This window comes from Curtobacterium sp. MCLR17_059, assembly GCF_003234665.1.
Taxonomy (GTDB): domain Bacteria; phylum Actinomycetota; class Actinomycetes; order Actinomycetales; family Microbacteriaceae; genus Curtobacterium; species Curtobacterium flaccumfaciens.
The window spans coordinates 125,259-144,876 of the sequence record NZ_QKSU01000006.1; the positions used below are offsets into that span (position 1 = coordinate 125,259).

Consider the following 19,618-nt stretch of genomic DNA (forward strand, 5'->3'; position numbering starts at 1 on the left):
CCGACCGTCAGCCCTTCAACGCCCCGGACGACAGCCCGGCGACGTAGAACCTCTGCAACCCGACGTACAGCGCGATGCACGGGATCATCGCCACCACCGACCCGGCGACGAGGTTGCCGTACGACACCTGCCCGTACGCGCCGGTCTGCAGGTTGAGCAGCGCGACCGGCAGCGTGTACAGCGAGTCCTTCGTCAGGAACGTCAGGGCTCCGAGGAACTCCGTCCACGACGCCAGGAACGCGTAGAGCGCCGCGGTCGCCGCCCCGGGCAGGAGCAGCGGGCGGAGCACCGACACGACGACCCGGAAGCGCGAGGCCCCGTCGACGAAGGCCGAGTCCTCGAGCTCGGTGGGGATCGACTCGAACGCGTTGCGCATCACGAACACCCCGAACGGCAGGTTCACCGTCGTGTAGAACAGCACGAGCCCGAGCAGCGAGTTCGTCAGCCCCATGGCGTTCATCTCGAGGTACAGCGGCGTGAGGATGGCCTGGAACGGCACCATCATCGTCAGCAGCACCAGGCCGAACACGAGCCCGGCGCCCCGGAACCGGAAGCGTGCGAACCCGTAGCCGGCCATCGTCGCGATCACCGCGGTCAGCACCGCCGTGGCGATCGACACGATGAGCGAGTTCACGACGCCGGTGAGCAGGTGCGATGACGAGGCGAACACGGCGGCGAAGTTCTGCCACCCGAGCTGGAAGAACGTCGCCGGGTCGGGGGCCTGCGTGATGACGGCCTCGGACTGGAACGCCCGCAGGATCGACCAGATGAGCGGGACGCCGAACACGAGCGCCGAACCGATGCCGGCGATCGCGTACAGGGTGCGCTTGACAGTGGTGTCGCGGGGGTGCTGAACGCTGCCCTGCTGGTGGCGCCGACGTCGGCCGTCACCCGTGGTGGTCAGGGTCCTGGTGGACAGGTCCGGCGCCGCGAGGGCCGCACGGGAGGCCGTGGTGCTCATGGCGTCAGTCCTTCTCTCGCAGTGCCCAGAACTGGAACACCGTCACGGCGGCGATCACCACGACGAGGGCGATCGACTGGGCGGTCGCGGCCCCGAGCTGCAGGTTCACGAACCCGCGGTTGTAGATCGCGTTCACGATCGTGGTGGTCTCGGTGCCCGGCCCGCCCTGGGTCAGGATGTAGAACTGGTTGAAGGCGAGCAGCGATCCGATCACCGAGATGATGACGCTCAGCGCGACGGTGGAGCGGATCATCGGGAACGTGATGAGGCGTTCGGTCTGCCACCAGGACGCCCCCTCGAGCTGCGCCGACTCGTAGACCTCGTCGGGGACGCCCTGCATCGCCGACATGAGCAGCACCATGGTCAGCCCGGACACCGCCCAGACCACGAGCACGCAGATGAGCAGCGTCGCCAGCGGGCCGTTCACGAGCCACGCGGTGCTGCCGTCGGTGATCCCGAGCCAGCGGAGCACCATGTTGACGGCCCCCGAGTTCGGCTGCGCCTCGAGCACGAGCATGAACGAGAGCGTCGTCAGCCCGACCACGTACGGCAGGAAGAACACCGTCCGCAGGATCGTGCTGCCACGGCGTCGTGCGCGGACGAGCACGGCGAGGAAGTACCCGAGCGCCAGGATCGGCAGGGTCACGATCGCCGTGTACAGCAGCGTGTAGCCGATGGCGTGCACGAACGTCGGGTCCTGGAACAGCGTCAGGTAGTTCTGCAGCCCGATGAACCGGTACGGGCCGATCAGGGGCCAGTTCGTGAACGAGATGTAGAGCGCGAACACGAGCGGCACGAGCACGAAGACGGCGACGAACAGGATCGCCGGGGCGACGAGGACGGCGCCGGTGCGCGGCGGGTGGGTGAGCGAGTTGCGGGTCCGGACGGAGCCGCCACGCCCCGGGCCGCGGCCCACGGTGGGACGGCCCGGGCCGGTCCGGCCAGCGGGGCGCCGGGTGGAGATGGTCGACATGCGTGCACCTCTCTGTGCATCAACAAGAGCGAGACGAGCGAGACGAGCGGGACGAGCGGAGAAGACAGGCAGGCAGGCTCAGGCCTGCACCTGGTCGAGGATCCGCTGGTAGTCGGACTGCGCCGTCCGCATGGCGGCAGCGCTCCCCGACCCGAACACGGCCTCGCGGAACATCGCGAAGTACGGCGACGACGGCTGGTTGTTGAGCAGGTTGTACGCCAGCGTCTGCGGTGCGTAGCCCTTGTCGATGGCGTCGAGTGGCCCGTACGCCAGTGGGAACCGCTTGCGGTACTCCGGGGTGGCGGCGTCGGACCGCGTCGGGAAGTACCCGCCGTCCGGCAGTGCCTGCTGCTGCTGGAGCCCGTTCGCGTACTGCATGAACGCCCACCCACCGGACGGGTTCGCTGCCCCGTTCGGGATGCACATGTTGTCGCCGCCGTCGAAGAACGACCGCTGGCCGTCCCACGACGGGATGAGCACCGTCTGCATCTTCGCCCGCATCGCCTTGGTGGCCGCGGGCACGGTCGCCCCGTACGAGGTCGGGAAGATCCCCACCTTGCCGGCGCGGAAGTCGGCACCCCACGTGGTGCCGGCATCGGAGTACGTCGCCTTCGACAGCACGCCGTCCTTCCACAGCTGCCGGTAGAACTCGAGCATGCGTTCGAGGGCCTCGTTGCCGGTGATGTTCGCCCGCTGGGATCCCACCTCGCCGGTCATCATGTCGACCCCGGTCGCCCAGACGTGCGGCTGCGTGACGAAGCCGATGATGCCGGCGGCGTTGCCGGAGATCGACCAGCCGTAGACGTCGTCGTCGAGCTTCCGGATGGCCTTCGCCGCGTCGAGCAGCGTGGACAGGTCCTTCGTCGACTCCTCGACGTCGAGGCCCGCACGCTCGAACAGCTCGGTGTTCACGAACAGCTGCGAGTTGTCGGCCAGGTAGGGCAGACCGTAGTACCGGTCGCGGTACTCGAGCAGGCGCAGGTGCCCCGGCGAGATCGCGTCGAAGTAGTCCAGGTCCTTCACCACGTCGGTCAGGTCGGCGAACGCCTCGCGGAAGATGAACAGCTGCGAGTTGATGTCGTCGATGTCGACGACGTCCGGCGGCTCACCCCCGCGGATCGCGGTCGCGAGCTTGGTCACGTACTGCGCGTCCGGCACGGGCGTCAGCTGGACCTGCAGCGCCGGGTTCGCCTTGTTGAACCCGGCGACGGCCGACGTCAGGCCGGCCTGGGTCGCCGACCGGCACCACACCTGCACGGTGCCGGTCGCGTTCTTCCCGAAGCTCGCGGGCTTCGCGACGACCTTCGGCAGGGTGCCGGAGCACCCGGCCAGGGCGAGGGCTGCCCCGCCGGCGACGCCGCCGACGAGGAACGCTCGGCGGTCCATGCCGGTCACCGCGCCAGCGGGAGCCAGACGCGCATCGGCGCGGCTCCACGGTTGGCCCACGCGTAGTACGGGACGGCGATCGCGGCGACGTCGCGACCGGCCTGGAGGCCCGTGGTGGCGCCCTGTGGACCGGCCACGTCGTCGACGCTGGTCGCGTCTCCGGCGTGATCCGCGCCTCTCCCCACGTGCTCGGCCGCCACGTCGCTCCGCAGGCTCCGCGACGCGTCGGAACCGGCACGCGTGGGCCCAGACCGGGTCGCGTCCAGCCGCTGGTACGGCCAGGCCGGCTGCACGTGCTCGGCCGGGGCGTGCCCCGGGACCCGCAGCGTGACGACGCCGTCGAGCAGGTCGTCGCGGCGCTCCTCGGTGATCGGCGCGTCCGCGTCGACCGTCAGGTCGTCGACCGTGAAGCCCCGCTGGTCCGCCTGCTCGACCGCGTACACGAGCGGGCCGCGCTCGATCGCGACCTGCCCGCGAGCGGCGTCGATGCGGGCGTCGGCGACGTAGCGGTGCGGCGTCGTGTCGAAGACGAGCTCGACGGTGTCGCCCGCCGACCACTCGCGGTCGACGACGTGCAGCGTCCCCGCTGTCGGACTCGCGGACCCGTCCGGACCCGTGACGGTCGTGGTGTCCGACCAGGCCGGGATCCGCAGGCCCAGGGCGAGCGGGCCGTCCTCGGTGACCGTGACGCGGACGCGGCCGTCGTGCGGGTAGTCGGTCTCGACCCGCACCGGACCGAGGTCAGCGGTGGCGTACTGGTGGACCTGCAGGCCGCCGTCGGTTGCGGTCGCCAGGTAGCCGTCGAGGCTCGCGAAGGTGCGCATGATGTTCGGCGGGCAGCAGGCGCAGTCGAACCAGCCGCGGCGCCCGTGGGCGGGGGAGCGGTTCTCGTCCTGGTGGGCGTGGTCGCGCTGCTGCAGCGGGTTCACGTAGAAGTACTCGGTGCCGGCCAGGCTCACCCCGGCGAGGAACGCGTTGTAGAGCAGGCGCTCGATCGCGTCGGCGTAGACCGGCTTGCCGGTCGCGAGCAGCAGCCGCCAGGCCCACTGCACGCCGCCGATGGCCGCGCAGGTCTCGGCGTAGCCGCGGTCGGTCGGCAGCTCGTACGGGTCGCCGAACGCCTCCCAGTCCCAGCGGGCCCCGAGTCCGCCGGTGATGAAGGCCTTCGTCGCCATCATGTCCGCGAACTGCGTCTCGCTCGCGGCGAGGAGCTCGGTGTCCCCGGTCTCGATCGCGACGTCCACGGCACCCGCCGCCAGGTACACGGCGCGCACGGCGTGCCCCTCGACGGTCGTGGCCTGCCGGCTCGGCACCCGGTCGGAGAAGTACGTCGGTTCGCCGCCGGCGCGCTCGATGATCCCGTGCCCGCGGGCGTCGACGAACCAGTGCGCCAGATCGAGGTAGTCACGGTTGCCGGTCTCGCGGTACAGCTCGACCAGGCCCATCTCGACGACGGGGTGGCCGTCGACGTCGCGCGTCTTCGGCGTACCGTCCGGTGCGGTGCCGTCGCCGAACGTGCGGACCAGGTGGTCGGCGTTCTTGATCGCGACGTCGAGCAGTCCGGTGTCGCCCGTCGCACGGTGCTGGGCCACGGCCGCCTGGTACAGGTGCCCGGCGCAGTACATCTCGTGGCTCCACTTGAGGTCCGTGTACCGCTCGCCCTTCCCGCGGACCTGCTGGACGGAGTCCAGGTACCCGTCGTCGGCCTGCGCCTGGGCGTACAGGGCGGTGACCTCGCGCTGCAGGTCGAGCAGGTCTTCGGCGGGCGCGCGGCCGTACTCCCACGCCACGGCCTCGAGCCACTTCGTCACGTCGGAGTCCATGAAGATCGGGCCGACGGCCTCGCCCTCCTCGAGTCCCGCGGCGATGCGGAGGTTGCGGAAGTTGCCGGCCGTCTCGAGCTGCTGGTAGCCGCTGCGGACGGCATCGCGGCCGTTGCGCTCCTGGCGGAGCGCCCAGAAGCCGCCGGTGATCCGGGCGCCGCCGGTCGGCAGCGGCCGGAGCGTCAGGCGGGCGTCGGCGGTCGGGAGGACCGGGGTCGCGGTGTGCGCGCCGCGATCGGTCGCGAGCGTGGTGGTCATGTCGCCTCCTTGCGATGTGACTGGCACCGTCCGGATGGAGCTGGCCATCCGGAAAACGGTTTCTGCGGTGGACGTTACGACACGGGGCGCACGCCGCGCAAGAGCATTCCGGCGTTTTTGTGTAAGGTCATCGGCACGCCCTGATCGTCGGAAAGGTGGTTGCCGTGACGCTCGAACGCACCGGACAGCCGATCCGGATCACCGACGTGGCGGCGCTCGCCGGGGTGTCGATCGGCACCGCGTCGAAGGCGCTGAACGGCACCGGGCAGCTGCGGGACGCCACCCGGCTGCGGGTGAAGGAAGCCGCCGAGAAGCTCGGGTTCGTCGGCGATGCCCGGGCCCGCGCGCTGTCCTCGGGGCGGACCTACACCGTCGGCATGATCACCACCGACTCGTTCGGACGGTTCTCGATCCCGGTGCTGCTCGGTGCCGAGGATGCCCTGTCCGCCGGACGGATGGCCGTCCTGCTGTGCGACACCCGCGACGACCACGTCCGCGAGGCCCACTACCTGCGCTCCCTGGCGGCCCGCGGCGTCGACGGCATCATCGTGACCGGCCGCTCCGCCGACGCCCGGCCCCCGATCGACGTGTCGATCCCCGTCGTCTACGCCTTCACACCCTCGACCGACGACGCCGACGTGTCGGTCACCCTGGACGACGCCGCCGGGTCGGCGCTGGTCGCCTCGCACGTGCGCTCGCTCGGGCGGCAGCGGGTCGCGATCGTGACCGGGCCGGCGCGACACCGGTCCGCCGCGCGACGGGTGGCCGGTGCCTCGTCGGTTCTCGGGCCGCACCTGGTCACCGATTCGCTGTACGGCGAGTGGTCGGAGCGCTGGGGACGGCAGGCCGTGGACGTGCTCGCACGGGAGTCGCCCGACGTCGACGCGATCGTCTGCGGCAGCGACCAGATCGCCCGGGGCGTGTGCGACCGGCTGCGGGAGCTCGGGCGTTCGGTGCCCGGAGACGTCGCGGTCACGGGGTTCGACGACTGGGACGTGATGGCGCTCGCCTCGAGGCCGCCGCTGACCACCGTGGACCTGCGGCTCGAGGAGCTCGGACGCGTCGCGGGGCAGGCGCTCCTCGCCCTGATCGACGGCGGGACGGCGTCGTCGGCGGCCGTGACCCCGTCGCTCGTCATCCGCGAGAGCACCGTCGGCGCGTAGGGCGCGTTCGGCGGTCTGGGCTCGGCGGTCGGGGCTCGGGGTTCGGGGCTTGCGAGGTCGCGCGAACTGCCGCGCGTCGTGCCGTCGGGCGGCAGCTCGTGCGACCTCGGCGGACCGGTTGCGGCGTGTCGTGCGACCTCGGCGGCGCTGGTGTTGGTGCTGGTGCTGGTGCTCGTGGTCGAGCGGTCACAACACCCCGTCCGCCGTGGTCGAGCGGTCACGACTCGTCGCTCGACGCCCCTCCAGTCGACACTTCGTGACCGCGCGGAGGGGAGGCAGCGGGGTGTCGTGACCGTCCCGAGCGCCGCAGTTCGGGGTGCCGCGGGTTCGGAGAGTCGGTGGTCGGGACGTGCGCGGGTGTGGGGCGGCGGGTGGTCGGGACGTGCGCGGGTGCGGGCGGCGGGTGGTCGGGACGTGCGCGGGTGCAGGGTGGCCGGTGGTCGGGACTTGCGCGGGAGCGGTGTTGCGGTGGTCGCACGTCGTGGTCGACCTCGTGCGTCGCGCGGTCACGACCCGTCGCGCGTGGGACGTCGAGTGGTCAGGAATGGTCGGCTGGCGATGCGATGGACGACGGTTCGTGACCGGTCGGGGGAACTGAGCGGGGTGTTTCGACCGCTGGCGGGACGGGCGCACCGGCGGCGCGCCGCGGCGTTGCACGAGTGAGCGCTCACGTGCCAGGATGTGAGCGCTCACTGAGGACGACGAGGTTCTGGAGGAACACATGGGTGACGACCGCCGACAGCGGATCGTGGACGGCCGCACCACACTCGGGATCGAGCTCGGTTCCACCCGCATCAAGGCCTGCCTGGTGGACGAGGACCTCGTGCCCATCGCTGCCGGTTCCCACGAGTGGGAGAACGAGTACGTCGACGGCCGCTGGACCTACTCGCTCGAGGCCGTCGAGACCGGACTCCGTGCCGCGTACGCCGCCCTGGTCGCCGACGTCGAGGCGCAGTACGGCGTCGCCCCGAGCACCTACCGCGCAGTCGGCGTGAGCGCGATGATGCACGGCTACCTGGCGTTCGACGCCGCGGGCGAGCTGCTCGTGCCGTTCCGCACCTGGCGCAACACCTCGACCGGCCCCGCGGCCGAACGCCTCAGCGAGGCCCTCGGGTTCAACATCCCGCTGCGCTGGTCGATCGCGCACCTGTACCAGGCGGTCCTCGACGACGAGCCGCACGTGGCCGAGATCGCCGGCGTCACGACCCTGGCCGGCTACGTCCACCGTCGTCTGACCGGTCGGAACGTGCTGGGCGTCGGTGACGCGAGCGGCATGTTCCCGATCGAGGGCGGCCCCGTCGACAGCGGCCCCGGCGACCCGGGCGCGAAGGACTTCGACCACGCCATGCTCGCCACCGCGCAGGACCTGATCGGCGTGCCGGACCTGCGGTCCCTGCTGCCCGAGGTCCTCGTCGCCGGTGCCGAAGCCGGCGAGCTGACCCCCGAGGGTGCGGCCTGGCTCGACCCGACCGGCACGCTCGAACCCGGCGCACCGCTCTGCCCGCCCGAGGGCGACGCCGGCACCGGCATGGTCGCGACGAACGCCGTCGCTCCGCGCACCGGCAACGTCAGCGTCGGCACGAGCATCTTCGCGATGGTCGTGCTCGAGCAGCCGCTGACCACCGCGCACGAGGAACTCGACGTCGTCACCACCCCGGCCGGTGACGCCGTGGCCATGGTGCACTGCAACAACGGCGCGAGCGAGATCGCGAGCTGGGCCCGGGTGTTCGGACGCTTCGCCGAGGCCTCGAGCGAGCGGACCGGCGCGACGCCGATCGGCATCGACGATGTCTACGCCACCCTGCTCGCCGAGGCCGTCGCCGACGACACCGACCCGGACGCCGGCGGTCTGCTCTCCTTCAACTACCTGGCCGGCGAACCCGTCACCCACGTCGAGGACGGCCGACCCCTGCTGCTCCGCACCCCCGGTGCACGCTTCACGCTCGGCAACCTGGTGCGCTCCGAGGTGCACGGCGCCTTCGCGACGCTGGCCATCGGCATGGACGTCCTGCACGGCGAACAGGTGCAGGTGGACCGGATGACCGCGCACGGCGGGCTCTTCCGCACGCCGGGCAGCCCGCAGCGGCTCCTCGCGGCGGCGTTGCGCGTGCCGATCGCGCTCGAGGAGACCGCGGGCGAGGGCGGCGCGTGGGGGATCGCGGTGCTGGCCGCCTACCTCGAGCACACCGACCAGCAGCTCGCCGACTACCTGTCCGACACCGTGTTCGGCGGGGACGCCGTGCACGTGGCCGAACCCGAGCCGGCGGACCTCGCCGGGTTCCAGACGTACCTGGAGCGCTACCGGGCCGCACTGCCCGTGCAGGACGTCGCCGCGGCGGCGACCCGCCCCAGCGCGACCACAGGACCGACCGAAGAGACCGACGGCGCCGACCCGCGCCTCCAGACAGAGGAAGTGACCCGATGACGGACGCGATCGACGAGACCACACGCCAGGCGGTGGCGACGACGCGGGAGCGCGTCGCGCGCCTGCACGGCGAACTCGTCCGCTACGGCCTCGTGATCTGGACCGGCGGCAACGTCTCCGAGCGCGTGCCCGGCACGGACCTGTTCGTCATCAAGCCGAGCGGGGTGTCGAGCGACGACCTGACGCCCGAGAACCAGGTCGTCTGCACCCTCGACGGCGTGCCGGCCGAGGGCTGGGGCAACGAGCACGGCCCGTCCAGCGACACCGCCGCGCATGCCTACGTGTACCGGAACATGCCCGAGGTCGGCGGTGTCGTGCACACCCACTCGACGTACGCGACCGCCTGGGCCGCCCGCGCCGAGGCGATCCCGTGCGTGATCACGGCGATGGCGGACGAGTTCGGCGGCCCCATCCCGGTCGGCCCGTTCGCCATCATCGGCGACGACTCGATCGGCCACGGCATCGTCGACACCCTGAGCGGCCACCGCAGCCGCGCGGTCCTGATGCAGAACCACGGTGTCTTCACGATCGGCAAGGACGCGAAGGACGCCGTCAAGGCGGCCGTGATGTGCGAGGACGTGGCACGGACCGTCCACATCGCGAAGCAGGGCGGCGAGGTCGTCCCGATCCCCGAAGCAGACATCGATCGACTCTTCGATCGCTACCAGAACGTCTACGGACAGAACCCCGAAGGAGCCATGCGATGACGCAGGACACCACCGTCGCCCCCCAGGCCACGCTCGACAGCTACGAGGTCTGGTTCCTCACCGGCTCCCAGGGGCTGTACGGCGAGGAGACCCTGCGTCAGGTCGAGGAGCAGAGCAAGGCGGTCCACGCGGAGCTCGCCGGGCACCTGCCGGTGAAGCTCGTCTGGAAGCCCGTGCTCAAGGACGCCGACGGCATCCGCCGGGCGCTCATCGAGGCGAGCGCCGACGACAAGGTCATCGGCGTCACCACGTGGATGCACACGTTCAGCCCGGCCAAGATGTGGATCGGCGGCCTGCAGGCGCTGACCAAGCCGCTGCTGCACCTGCACACGCAGGCGAACGTCACGCTGCCCTGGGCGGACATCGACTTCGACTTCATGAACCTCAACCAGGCCGCGCACGGCGACCGTGAGTTCGGCTACGCCCTGGCTCGCCTGGGCGTCCGGCACGCGACGGCCGTCGGCCACGTCTCGGACCCCCGCGTCCAGCAGCGCGTCGCGAACTGGACCCGTGCCGCCGCCGGCGCCGCGGCCGTCCGCGAGCTGAAGCTCACCCGCTTCGGCGACAACATGCGCTACGTCGCCGTCACCGAGGGCGACAAGACCGAGGCCGAGATCGAGCTGGGCGTGCAGGTCAACACGTGGGCCGTCAACGAGCTCGCGGCAGCGGTGGACGCCGCCGCAGCGGACACGGCAGCGGTCGACGCGCTCGTGGCGACGTACGAGCGCGACTACGACGTGGACCCGTCACTCCGCAGCGCCGGCGGCGAACGGCACGCCGCGCTCCGCGACGGTGCCGCCATCGAGATCGGCCTCCGCACCCTGCTCGCGCAGAACGGCAGCGCCGCGTTCACCACGAACTTCGAGGACCTCGGCTCGCTCAAGCAGCTGCCGGGCCTGGCGGTGCAGCGCCTGATGGCCGACGGCTACGGCTTCGGTGCCGAGGGTGACTGGAAGACGGCGGTCCTGGTCCGCGCGATGAACGTCGCCGGCGCCGGCCTGCCCGGTGGTGCCTCCCTGATGGAGGACTACACCTACGACCTCACCCCGGGCGCCGAGAAGATCCTCGGGGCGCACATGCTCGAGGTCTCGCCGACGCTCACCACCACGAAGCCGACGCTCGAGATCCACCCGCTCGGCATCGGCGGCAAGGACGACCCGGTCCGCCTGGTCTTCACAGCCGATTCCGGCGAGGCCGTCGTCGTCGCGCTGTCCGACACCCGCGACGGCTTCCGCCTCACCGCGAACGTCGTCGACGTCGTGCCCCCGACCGAGGCCCTGCCGAAGCTGCCCGTGGGCCGCGCGGTCTGGGAGCCCCGGCCGTCGTTCCCCGTCGCCGCCGAGGCCTGGCTCACCGCCGGCGCCGCCCACCACACCGTGATGACGACGGCGGTCGGTCTGCAGGTCGTCGAGGACTTCGCGACCATGGTCGGCACCGAGTTCCTGGTGATCGACGAACACACCACCGCACGCGGGTTCCGCGACGAGCTGCGTCTCCAGCAGACGTGGCACCGTCTCGACCGCGGCTTCTAGAGGAGTCAGGACCCACGATGGACGACGTGATCGCGGCCGAGCGCACCCGCACCAACTGGGCGGGCAACGTCACCTACCGCGCCTCGGCGCTGGCCCGGCCGACGTCGGTGGACGAGCTCCAGCAGCTCGTCGCCTCGACGCCGCGCCTGACGGCGCTCGGCTCGCGACACTCGTTCAACACCATCGCCGACACCGATGCCGTCCAGGTCTCGTTGTCGGACCTGCCGCCGGTGCTCGAAATCGACACGTCGCGTCGCGTCGTGCGGGTCGCCGCCGGCATGACGCACAGCCAGGTCGCGGCCGGTCTGGAGGCCCGTGGCTGGGCACTCGGGAACCTCGCGTCCCTGCCACACATCTCCACGGCCGGGGCCGTCGCCACGGGCACGCACGGCTCCGGTGTGCGGAACCCGTCGCTCGCGCAGGCGGTGGTCGGCCTCGACGTCGTCCGCGCCTCCGGTGAGATCGCGCACGTCGACGCCTCGTCACCGGACGGGCTGCTCGACGCCCACCGGGTGGGGATCGGCGCGCTGGGCGTCGTCACCGCGGTGGAGCTCGCGATCGAGCCGACGTTCCAGGTCGCCACGACGGTGCACCTCGACCTGCCGTGGGACGCCGTCGCCGCGCAGTTCGACCAGGTGATGTCCGACGCGTACTCCGTGTCGATGTTCACCTCGTTCGACGACCGCGGTGCCCGGCAGGTCTGGGTCAAGCACCGCGTGGACGAGGCCGCACCGACCGTCGACCTCGTGGCCCTCGGAGCCCGTTCGGCCTCGGGGCCGGTGCACCCGGGGGAGAACGACCCTGCCGGGGTCACCGAGCAGGGCGGCGTGCCGGGGCCGTGGTCGGAGCGACTGCCGCACTTCCGGTCCTCGTTCACCCCGTCGACCGGGGCTGAGATCCAGGCGGAGTACCTGATCCCCGCTGCCTCGGCGGTGGCGGCACTCGAGGCGCTCCGACCGCTGGCGTCGCTGTTCGCCCCGATCCTCATCGCCGCCGAGGTCCGCACCATCGCCGCCGACACCGCGTGGCTCGCGCCCTCGTCCGGACGACAGTCGGTCGGCCTGCACTTCACGTTCCGCCGGGACGCCGCCGCCGTGGCCGCGGCGGTCGCCCGGATCGAGGACGTCCTGGCACCGTTCGACCCGCGGCCGCACTGGGGCAAGGTCTCCGCCGCGAGTGCCGAGCGGCTGCACGAGGCGTACCCGCGGCTGTCCGACTTCGCCGCACTCGCCCGGGACCTCGACCCCACGGGGCGGTTCCGCAACGCGTTCCTGGCCCGCATCCTGTCCTGACGCGATGGACAGGTGTCCCGCACCACCGGCTGTGGTGCGGGACACCCGGGTCCTCAGTCCTTGCGGGACAGGTCGATCAGGAGCCTGACCACGGTCACGAGCAAGCTCGCGATCCCCAGCCAGGGCACCCGACGCCTGGACCGATCATCGGTGTCGTTCGACATCGCTGACCTCCTGGTGTCGTCGCCGGCTGACACGAGGAGCTTCGGCCGAGGGATGCGTCGCCGAGCGGGCTCGGCTACCATCGGTTCCGAGCGTTGGACTCGGGATGGTTGACGCATCCCTTGGCTTTCCACTCGGAAGGCGAATCGAGGCCCGGAACTGTTGTCGCAGTCCCGGGCCTCACGCTTTCGCCCAGGTCGCGCTCCGGCGGTGACGCGACCGGAGCCAGCCTACGTGCATGTGTCCGCTGATATGCAGATCGACTCTCACAGGGGATCCCCATCGGATGCCCTGGCGAACCCCCGCCTCGGTGCCGGTCGTCCACATGTGAGGACGCAAAGGTGGGGACATGGCGAACCTCAACCGCATCATCGGCATGGCCTCCAAGGTCATCGACAAGCAGCTCCAGAAGCGTGGGCAGGGGGGAACCGCGCCCGGCGCCGGATCGCAGCAGGGCGGGACCGACTGGCGCGGCATCGTGCGCAGCGCCGCGGACAAGCTGACCGGCGACGACCGGAACCAGCAGCAGCAGCCGCAGCAGCAGTCCGGCCAGCAGCCGTCGCAGCAGTACGGCCAGCCGCAGCAGTACGGCCAGCAGCCACAGCAGTACGGCCAGCAGCCGCAGCAGCACGCCGGCACGCCGCAGCACGGGGCCGACGCCGACAAGGTCGCCCTGGCGAAGTACGACTACCTGCTCCGCACCTCGTCGCCGGAGCAGCTCGAACAGGTCCACCACGACGCCTTCGCGCGGCTCACCCCCGCGCAGCGCCAGCAGGTCCGCGACCGCCTGAACTCCGAGCTCCCGCCCCACGAGCACCTTCGCGACGACTCGGCGGGCGGCATGGCCCGTGCGATGACCCGCGGAGAGATGTCGCGTCCGGGTCTGGTCCGACGGGTCCTCGGCGGTTCCGGCCGCTCGGGCAACGGCAACGGCAACGGCAACGGCAACGGCCGCGGCCGCGGCGGGGCATTCGCCGGTGGTGCAGCGGTCGGCGCCGGCGCGATGGCCTTCGGTGGCCTCGCCGCCGCGGTGGCCGGGGGAGCGGTGCTGAGCGCTGCCGCCGGTCCGGTCCTGGCAGGGGCGGCCGACCTCGGCGTCGACTTCGAGGGCATCGCCTCGGGCATGGGCGACCTCGGGCTCGGTGACCTCGGCGGTGGCGTCGAGGGACTCCTCGGCGAGGGCGAGCAGCTGCTCGGCGGGTTCGGTGAGCAGGCCGCGGGGTTCGGTGAGCAGGCGTCCGGGCTCGGCGAGCAGGCGTCGAACCTCGGGAACGACTTCCTCGGTGGGCTCTTCGACCGCTGACGCACTGCGGTGCGAACGCATCGGGAATAGCGGGACGGCGTCCGGCGCTTGCAATGTTTCGTCGTGCGTCGTCCGACGCACGCGAGATTCGGACGGGCCACCGTCGCGGTGTCAGGATGGACGCCGCCCGGCGGGTGAACCGTTCCGCCGTCGCAGCGACCGCCACCGCGATCGCGACCCCCTTCCCCGAGGAGCAGCACCGTCATGAGACGCCCCAACCGCCTGACGATCACCGCGGCCGTCGCCGCAGCAGCAGCCCTGGTCCTGACCGGCTGCTCGGGTGGGGGTTCGTCCGACGACGGCGCCGAGGGCACGGCCAAGGGCGGCACGCTCAACATCCTGACGCCGCAGACCTCGTTCCACCTCGACCCCGCGACCAGCCAGAGCCTCGGCATCACGTCGATGGGCCTCGTCGCCCGACGGCTCACCACGTGGGACGTCGAGCCGGGCAAGACGGCGAAGGTCGTCCCCGACCTGGCGACCAACACCGGGGTCTCGAGCGACGACGGCAAGACCTGGACCTACACGCTGAAGGACGGCGTCGAGTTCCAGGACGGCACGCCGATCACCACGAAGGACATCAAGTGGGGCATCGAGCGCTCGTTCGCGCCGACCCTCAGCGGTGGCCTGAGCTACCACAAGTCGCTCCTGGTCGGTGGTGACTCCTACAAGGGCCCGTTCGACGGCAAGTCGCTCGACAGCATCGAGACCCCGAACGACAAGACCATCGTCTTCAAGCTGAACGACGCGTACGGCGACTGGCCGTGGCTCGCGTCGATGCCCGCGTTCACCCCGGTGCCCGAGGGCGACGGCAAGGACACCGGCGCCTACGACCTGAAGCCGGTCGCATCCGGTCCGTACCAGGTGCAGTCGAACACGCAGGGCTCGCAGGTCACGCTCGTCCGCAACAAGAACTGGAGCGCGAAGACCGACGAGGTCCGCACCGCCGGCCCGTCGAAGATCGTCTTCAAGGAGAGCCAGGACCAGTCCACGGCGACGCAGACGCTGATCGCGGACAACGGCGACGCCAAGAACTCCTTCGGCGCCATCTACCTGGGTGCCGCCGAGCTCAACCAGGTGCGCAGCAACCCGGCCGCCCAGGACCGCCTCGCCACCTCGAAGGCCGGCCCGATCAGCTACATGGCGATCAACACGCAGCGCGGCGAGCTCAAGGACCTCAAGGTCCGCCAGGCGCTGCAGTACGCGGTCGACCGCAAGTCCTTCCGGATCGCCGCCGGCGGCGCGATCGCCGGCTCGTACGCCTCGACGCTCATCACCCCGGGCATCGCCGGGCGCCAGGACTACGACCTGTACAAGACGAAGGCCACCGGCGACGTCGACAAGGCGAAGGAGCTGCTCAAGGAGGCCGGCGTCAGCAACCTGAAGCTGACCCTGGTCACCCAGAACGACCCCACCTACCTCGCCCAGGCGCAGGCGCTGCAGTCCGGCCTGAAGCGTGCCGGCATCGCCGTGACGCTCAAGCCGCTCGACTACGACTCCTTCACCCAGGCGACCACCAACGGCACCGACTTCGACTTGTCGCTGTCGAGCTGGCAGCCGGACTTCCCGAGCGCGAACGCCAACCTGCAGCCCCTGTACGACTCGTCGCAGATCGGTGGCGGCGGCTACAACGTCTCGAAGTACAGCAACCCCGAGGTCGACGCCCTCATCGCGAAGGCCAGCTCCACGGTCGACCAGGACGACGCGCAGAAGCTCTGGGCCCAGGCGGACCAGAAGATCATGGCCGACGCCCCCGTCGTGCCGCTGATCTACGCGAAGCAGTCCTTCCTGGCCGGTTCGAACGTGCAGAACTTCCAGATCGCGGACTTCCCCGCGTACCCGAATTACCTCAAGGTCTCGCTCAAGCAGTGACCGAACCGATCCTGCAGGTCGAGGGGGTCCGCGTCGCGTTCGGCGACGCGGAGCCCGTCGTCCGTGACGTCTCCTTCGACCTGACGCCCGGCCGGGTCCTCGCCCTGGTGGGGGAGTCCGGCTCGGGCAAGTCCGTCAGCGCCATGAGCGTGCTCGGGCTCCTGCCGCCGCAGGCCTCGGTGTCGGGCAGTGCCCGGTTCCGTGGCGAGGAACTCATCGGTGCCCCCGTCGAGACGGTCCGCGCTGTCCGGGGTGCGGGCATCGGCGTGGTGTTCCAGGAGCCGATGAACTCGTTCACGCCGGTTCTGTCCATCGGCGCCCAGATCGCCGAGGCCGTCCGGGCACACCCCACCGGGCTCGACCGTGCCGGCGTCCGGGCACGCGTCGACGAACTGCTCCGTGACGCCGGGCTCGCCGACCCGGAGCGCATCCGGAAGGCCTACCCGCACGAACTGTCCGGCGGCCAGCTCCAGCGCGCGATGATCGCGATGGCCCTGGCCGGCGACCCGGTCGCACTCTTCGCCGACGAGCCCACGACCGCGCTCGACGTCACCGTGCAGGCCGGCATCCTCGACCTGCTGCGGCGGCTCGGCCGCGAGCGCTCCCTCGCCGTGCTGCTCATCACCCACGACATGGGCGTGGTCGCGGACGTCGCCGACGACCTGCTGGTGCTGCGGCGCGGGGACCCGGTCGAGCACGGGACCGTCGCCGAGGTCTTCGCCCACCCGACCGCCGACTACACGCGCGAGCTCCTCGCGGCCGTCCCCAGCCTGGAGGCGCGCCCCGCGTCCGCAACGCCGGCTGCGGACCCGGACGCCCGGGCCGGCGATCCCGGCTCACGCGCCCAGCGACAGCTCACGGCTTCGGGCGCGCGTGAGGTGTCGCCCAGCGCGAAGACCGCTGCGGTGACCGACGAGGCGGACGCGAGTCACGCCTCCCGGCCGCTCGTGGCGCGCCTGCGCGACGTCGCCGTGCGGTACTCGCGCCGAGGCGGACCGACCGTGTCCGGCATCGACCTCGACCTGCACGCCGGCGAGACCGTCGGCCTGGTGGGCGAATCCGGTTCCGGCAAGTCCACGATCGGGCGCGCGCTCGCGGGCCTGGTGCCCGTCGTCGCCGGCTCGGTCGAGGTGGACGGCAGCGACCTGCGCACCGCTCGCGGACGACGACTGCGCGACCTGCGCAGTCGGGTCGGCATCGTGTTCCAAGACCCGGCGTCGTCGCTCAACCCGCGGCAGACCATCGGCTGGAGCATCGCGGAACCGCTGCTCGTGCACGGCACCGACTCCGCCGCCGGCCGGGCCGAGCGGGTCCGTGAACTGCTGACCGCCGTGCAGCTCGACCCGACGTGGGCCGAGCGGTTCCCGCACCAGCTGTCGGGCGGCCAGCGGCAGCGCGTCGCCGTCGCGCGTGCGCTCGCACTGCGGCCGGCACTCGTCATCGCCGACGAACCGACCTCGGCACTCGACGTGACGGTGCAGGCCGCCGTGCTCGACCTGCTCGCCGGGCTGCAGCGGGAGTTCGGCTTCGGCATGCTGCTCATCAGCCACGACCTCGCGGTCGTCCGCCAGCTCGCCGACCAGGTGATCGTGCTGCGCGACGGCCGGATCGTCGAGCGGGGGAGCACCGACGCCGTGCTCGACGACCCGCAACAGGACTACACGCGCATGCTCCTCGCCGCAGCGCCCGTCGCCGATCCCGTGCGACAGGCCGCTCGCCGCGAGGCGTGGCGCGCGTGGGAAGGAGTGGCCTCGTGACGGCCAACGTCGTCGACCGACCGGTCGCACCGTCCGGCCGGACCACCGGCTTCCGGGCCGTGGTGCGACGCGTCCGGCAGGACCGCTGGGCGGTGGCCTCGGCCGTCGTCATCGCGGTGTTCCTGGTGGTCGCCGTGGCGGCCCCGCTCATCGCGAAGGCGTCCGGGCAGGACCCGTACTCGTACGACATCGACGCGCTCAACTCGTTCGGTGCGCCGCGCGGTCCGGGTGGCGGCATCAGCGGCGAGCACTGGTTCGGTGTCGAGCCCCTGACCGGGCGCGACCTGTTCTCGATCGTCACGTACGGTGCGCGGACCTCGCTCGGCATCGGACTCGCCGCGACCCTGGTCTCGATCGTCATCGGCGTGCTCGTCGGCGTCACGACCGGGTTCTTCGGTGGCTGGTACGACCGGGTGCTCTCGCGGGTCGTCGACGTGATCTTCGGGTTCCCGTCGCTCGTGTTCATGATCGCCCTCACCGCGATCGTGCCGTCGTCGTTCCCGAAGCCCGTGCTCGTCGTGCTCGTCATCGGGTTCTTCGGCTGGCCGGCCGTGGCCCGTGTCGTGCGGGGACAGACGCTGTCGCTCGTCAGCCGGAACTACGTCGTGGCCTCCACCGCGATGGGTGCCGGCCGGTGGCACGTCATCCGCACGCAGCTGTTGCCGAACCTCGCCGCGACGATCACCGTCTACGCCACCATCTCGATCCCGTCGATGATCGGTGCCGAGGCCGCGCTCTCGTTCCTGGCCGTCGGCGTCAACCCGCCGACGCCGTCGTGGGGTCGCAGCATCGGCGACGCCATCGGCTGGGTGCAGACCGATCCCATGTACCTCGTGTTCCCCGGAGCCGCACTGTTCCTCATCACCCTCGCCTTCAACGTGCTCGGTGACGCCCTGCGCGACGCCCTCGACCCGCGAGGGGGCACCGCGTGAACGCCGCCACCCTGCGCTTCCTGGCGATCCGCGTGCTCGGGGCCGCCGTCGTGCTGCTCGTCGTCGCGGCCATCACGTACGCGCTCTTCATGCTCCTGCCGACCAACCCGGCCCGGGCGATCTGCGACAAGCCCTGCACGCCGGACCGGCTGCGAGAGGTCCAGGCGTTCCTCGGCACTGACAAGCCTTGGCTCGCGCAGTTCGGCGCCTACCTGGCCGGTATCTTCACCGGCCGGACCTTCGGCAGCGGCAACAGCGTCATCGAGTGCGCGGCGCCGTGCTTCGGGTACTCGTTCCAGCTGCACGAGAGCGTCACCGAGCTGATCCTGGCGCGTCTGCCCGTCACGGCCTCGATCGCCGTGGGCGCCGCCGTGCTGTGGCTCGTCGCCGGGGTGTTCGGCGGCACCGTCTCGGCGCTGCGCCGCGGCACCTTCGTCGACCGGGCCGTGATGACGGTCGCGGTCGCCGGTGTCTCGTCTCCGGCGTACCTGGTCGGGCTGCTCGGCATCCTGCTGTTCGGCTTCGTGCTGGGGGTCCTGCCGACGAGCGGGTACGTGGCCTTCGGCGACGACCCGGTCGGCTGGTTCACGCACCTGATCCTGCCGTGGTGTGTGCTGGCCTTCATCAGCGCGGCGATCTACGCCCGGTTGACCCGTGGCGAGATGCTCGAGTCGATGTCGCAGGACTTCGTCCGGACCGCCCGGGCCAAGGGGCTGCGGGAGCGACAGGTCGTCGTGCGGCACGGGCTCCGGACCGCCATCCTGCCCGTGGTGACGCTGTTCGGGCTCGACCTCGGGTCGCTGCTCGGTGGTGCGGTCATCACCGAGAAGGTGTTCTCGATGCAGGGCCTCGGCGCGCTGCTCATCGACGCGGTGCACACGCTCGACCTGCAGGTGGTCGTCGGCTTCACGCTGTTCTCGGCGCTGCTCATCGTCACGGCGAACGTGATCGTCGACGTGGTCTACGCGTTCGTCGACCCGCGGGTGCGGCGCCGGGCGTAGGGGCGCCCCCGCTCGTGCCGAGCCTCGCACCGTGCGAGGTCAGGTGCCCCCGCCGCTGTTGTGGTGCGAGG

Annotated in this window: 14 protein-coding genes; 10 read left to right on the forward strand and 4 right to left on the reverse strand. The window is 71.4% G+C overall.

Features of this window, described 5'->3' with window-relative positions; translation table 11 throughout:
• Window positions 1-7 precede the first annotated feature (7 nt).
• The 4 genes from DEJ12_RS10235 to DEJ12_RS10250 all read right to left on the reverse strand — a co-directional run bounded on the left by DEJ12_RS10235 (window position 8) and on the right by DEJ12_RS10250 (window position 5,401).
• Complete coding sequence (locus DEJ12_RS10235; RefSeq protein WP_111029921.1) at window positions 8-961, reverse strand: carbohydrate ABC transporter permease; 954 nt, start codon at window positions 959-961, stop codon at window positions 8-10.
• A gap of 4 nt (window positions 962-965) precedes the next feature.
• Window positions 966-1,934, reverse strand: coding sequence for a carbohydrate ABC transporter permease (locus DEJ12_RS10240; protein WP_071247863.1), 969 nt, complete (start codon window positions 1,932-1,934; stop codon window positions 966-968).
• Window positions 1,935-2,012: 78 nt separating this feature from the next.
• Window positions 2,013-3,320: a sugar ABC transporter substrate-binding protein gene (locus DEJ12_RS10245; RefSeq protein ID WP_258367200.1), complete on the reverse strand. Its 1,308-nt coding sequence runs from the start codon at window positions 3,318-3,320 to the stop codon at window positions 2,013-2,015.
• Window positions 3,321-3,325: 5 nt separating this feature from the next.
• A complete protein-coding gene (locus DEJ12_RS10250; protein WP_111029923.1) occupies window positions 3,326-5,401 on the reverse strand; it encodes a glycoside hydrolase family 127 protein in 2,076 nt (691 codons plus the stop codon).
• A gap of 164 nt (window positions 5,402-5,565) precedes the next feature.
• Here DEJ12_RS10250 and DEJ12_RS10255 point away from each other — a divergent pair, with 164 nt between their 5' ends.
• The 10 genes from DEJ12_RS10255 (at window position 5,566) to DEJ12_RS10300 (ending at window position 19,547) form a co-directional block, all read left to right on the forward strand.
• On the forward strand, window positions 5,566-6,564 hold the full coding sequence (locus DEJ12_RS10255; protein ID WP_111029924.1) for a LacI family DNA-binding transcriptional regulator: 999 nt from the start codon (window positions 5,566-5,568) through the stop codon (window positions 6,562-6,564).
• A gap of 721 nt (window positions 6,565-7,285) precedes the next feature.
• Window positions 7,286-8,989, forward strand: a complete 1,704-nt coding sequence (locus DEJ12_RS10260) for a xylulokinase (protein WP_111029925.1) — start codon at window positions 7,286-7,288, stop codon at window positions 8,987-8,989.
• On the forward strand, window positions 8,986-9,696 hold the full coding sequence (locus DEJ12_RS10265; protein ID WP_071247850.1) for an L-ribulose-5-phosphate 4-epimerase: 711 nt from the start codon (window positions 8,986-8,988) through the stop codon (window positions 9,694-9,696). Before DEJ12_RS10260 ends, DEJ12_RS10265 begins: the two co-directional genes overlap by 4 nt.
• Window positions 9,693-11,228 (forward strand): L-arabinose isomerase, encoded by a 1,536-nt coding sequence (gene araA / locus DEJ12_RS10270; RefSeq protein ID WP_111029926.1) that lies wholly within the window; start codon window positions 9,693-9,695, stop codon window positions 11,226-11,228. The genes DEJ12_RS10265 and araA overlap by 4 nt, the downstream gene beginning before the upstream one ends.
• Before the next feature lie 17 nt (window positions 11,229-11,245).
• Window positions 11,246-12,520 (forward strand): FAD-binding protein, encoded by a 1,275-nt coding sequence (locus DEJ12_RS10275; RefSeq protein ID WP_111029927.1) that lies wholly within the window; start codon window positions 11,246-11,248, stop codon window positions 12,518-12,520.
• 511 nt (window positions 12,521-13,031) lie between these two features.
• Window positions 13,032-13,985 (forward strand): cation-transporting ATPase, encoded by a 954-nt coding sequence (locus tag DEJ12_RS10280; protein WP_111029928.1) that lies wholly within the window; start codon window positions 13,032-13,034, stop codon window positions 13,983-13,985.
• 204 nt (window positions 13,986-14,189) lie between these two features.
• On the forward strand, window positions 14,190-15,857 hold the full coding sequence (locus DEJ12_RS10285; RefSeq protein WP_110865217.1) for an ABC transporter substrate-binding protein: 1,668 nt from the start codon (window positions 14,190-14,192) through the stop codon (window positions 15,855-15,857).
• Entirely contained in the window at window positions 15,854-17,614 is a 1,761-nt protein-coding gene (locus tag DEJ12_RS10290) for an ABC transporter ATP-binding protein (RefSeq protein WP_111029929.1), read from the forward strand. The genes DEJ12_RS10285 and DEJ12_RS10290 overlap by 4 nt, the downstream gene beginning before the upstream one ends.
• The gene (locus tag DEJ12_RS10295) at window positions 17,611-18,546 is read left to right on the forward strand and encodes an ABC transporter permease (RefSeq protein ID WP_017888404.1); all 936 of its coding nucleotides are present in this window, start codon (window positions 17,611-17,613) and stop codon (window positions 18,544-18,546) included. The genes DEJ12_RS10290 and DEJ12_RS10295 overlap by 4 nt, the downstream gene beginning before the upstream one ends.
• Window positions 18,543-19,547, forward strand: coding sequence for an ABC transporter permease (locus DEJ12_RS10300; RefSeq protein WP_111029930.1), 1,005 nt, complete (start codon window positions 18,543-18,545; stop codon window positions 19,545-19,547). The genes DEJ12_RS10295 and DEJ12_RS10300 overlap by 4 nt, the downstream gene beginning before the upstream one ends.
• Window positions 19,548-19,618 lie beyond the last annotated feature (71 nt).

Coding starts and splice junctions, on each gene's coding strand:
- DEJ12_RS10275 (WP_111029927.1), top strand. CDS start 11,246: ATGGACGACGTGATCGCGGCCGAGCGCACCCGCACCAACTGGGCGGGC.
- DEJ12_RS10265 (WP_071247850.1), top strand. CDS start 8,986: ATGACGGACGCGATCGACGAGACCACACGCCAGGCGGTGGCGACGACG.
- DEJ12_RS10280 (WP_111029928.1), top strand. CDS start 13,032: ATGGCGAACCTCAACCGCATCATCGGCATGGCCTCCAAGGTCATCGAC.
- DEJ12_RS10285 (WP_110865217.1), top strand. CDS start 14,190: ATGAGACGCCCCAACCGCCTGACGATCACCGCGGCCGTCGCCGCAGCA.
- DEJ12_RS10240 (WP_071247863.1), bottom strand. CDS start 1,934: ATGTCGACCATCTCCACCCGGCGCCCCGCTGGCCGGACCGGCCCGGGC.
- DEJ12_RS10235 (WP_111029921.1), bottom strand. CDS start 961: ATGAGCACCACGGCCTCCCGTGCGGCCCTCGCGGCGCCGGACCTGTCC.
- DEJ12_RS10260 (WP_111029925.1), top strand. CDS start 7,286: ATGGGTGACGACCGCCGACAGCGGATCGTGGACGGCCGCACCACACTC.
- DEJ12_RS10250 (WP_111029923.1), bottom strand. CDS start 5,401: ATGACCACCACGCTCGCGACCGATCGCGGCGCGCACACCGCGACCCCG.
- araA (WP_111029926.1), top strand. CDS start 9,693: ATGACGCAGGACACCACCGTCGCCCCCCAGGCCACGCTCGACAGCTAC.
- DEJ12_RS10245 (WP_258367200.1), bottom strand. CDS start 3,320: ATGGACCGCCGAGCGTTCCTCGTCGGCGGCGTCGCCGGCGGGGCAGCC.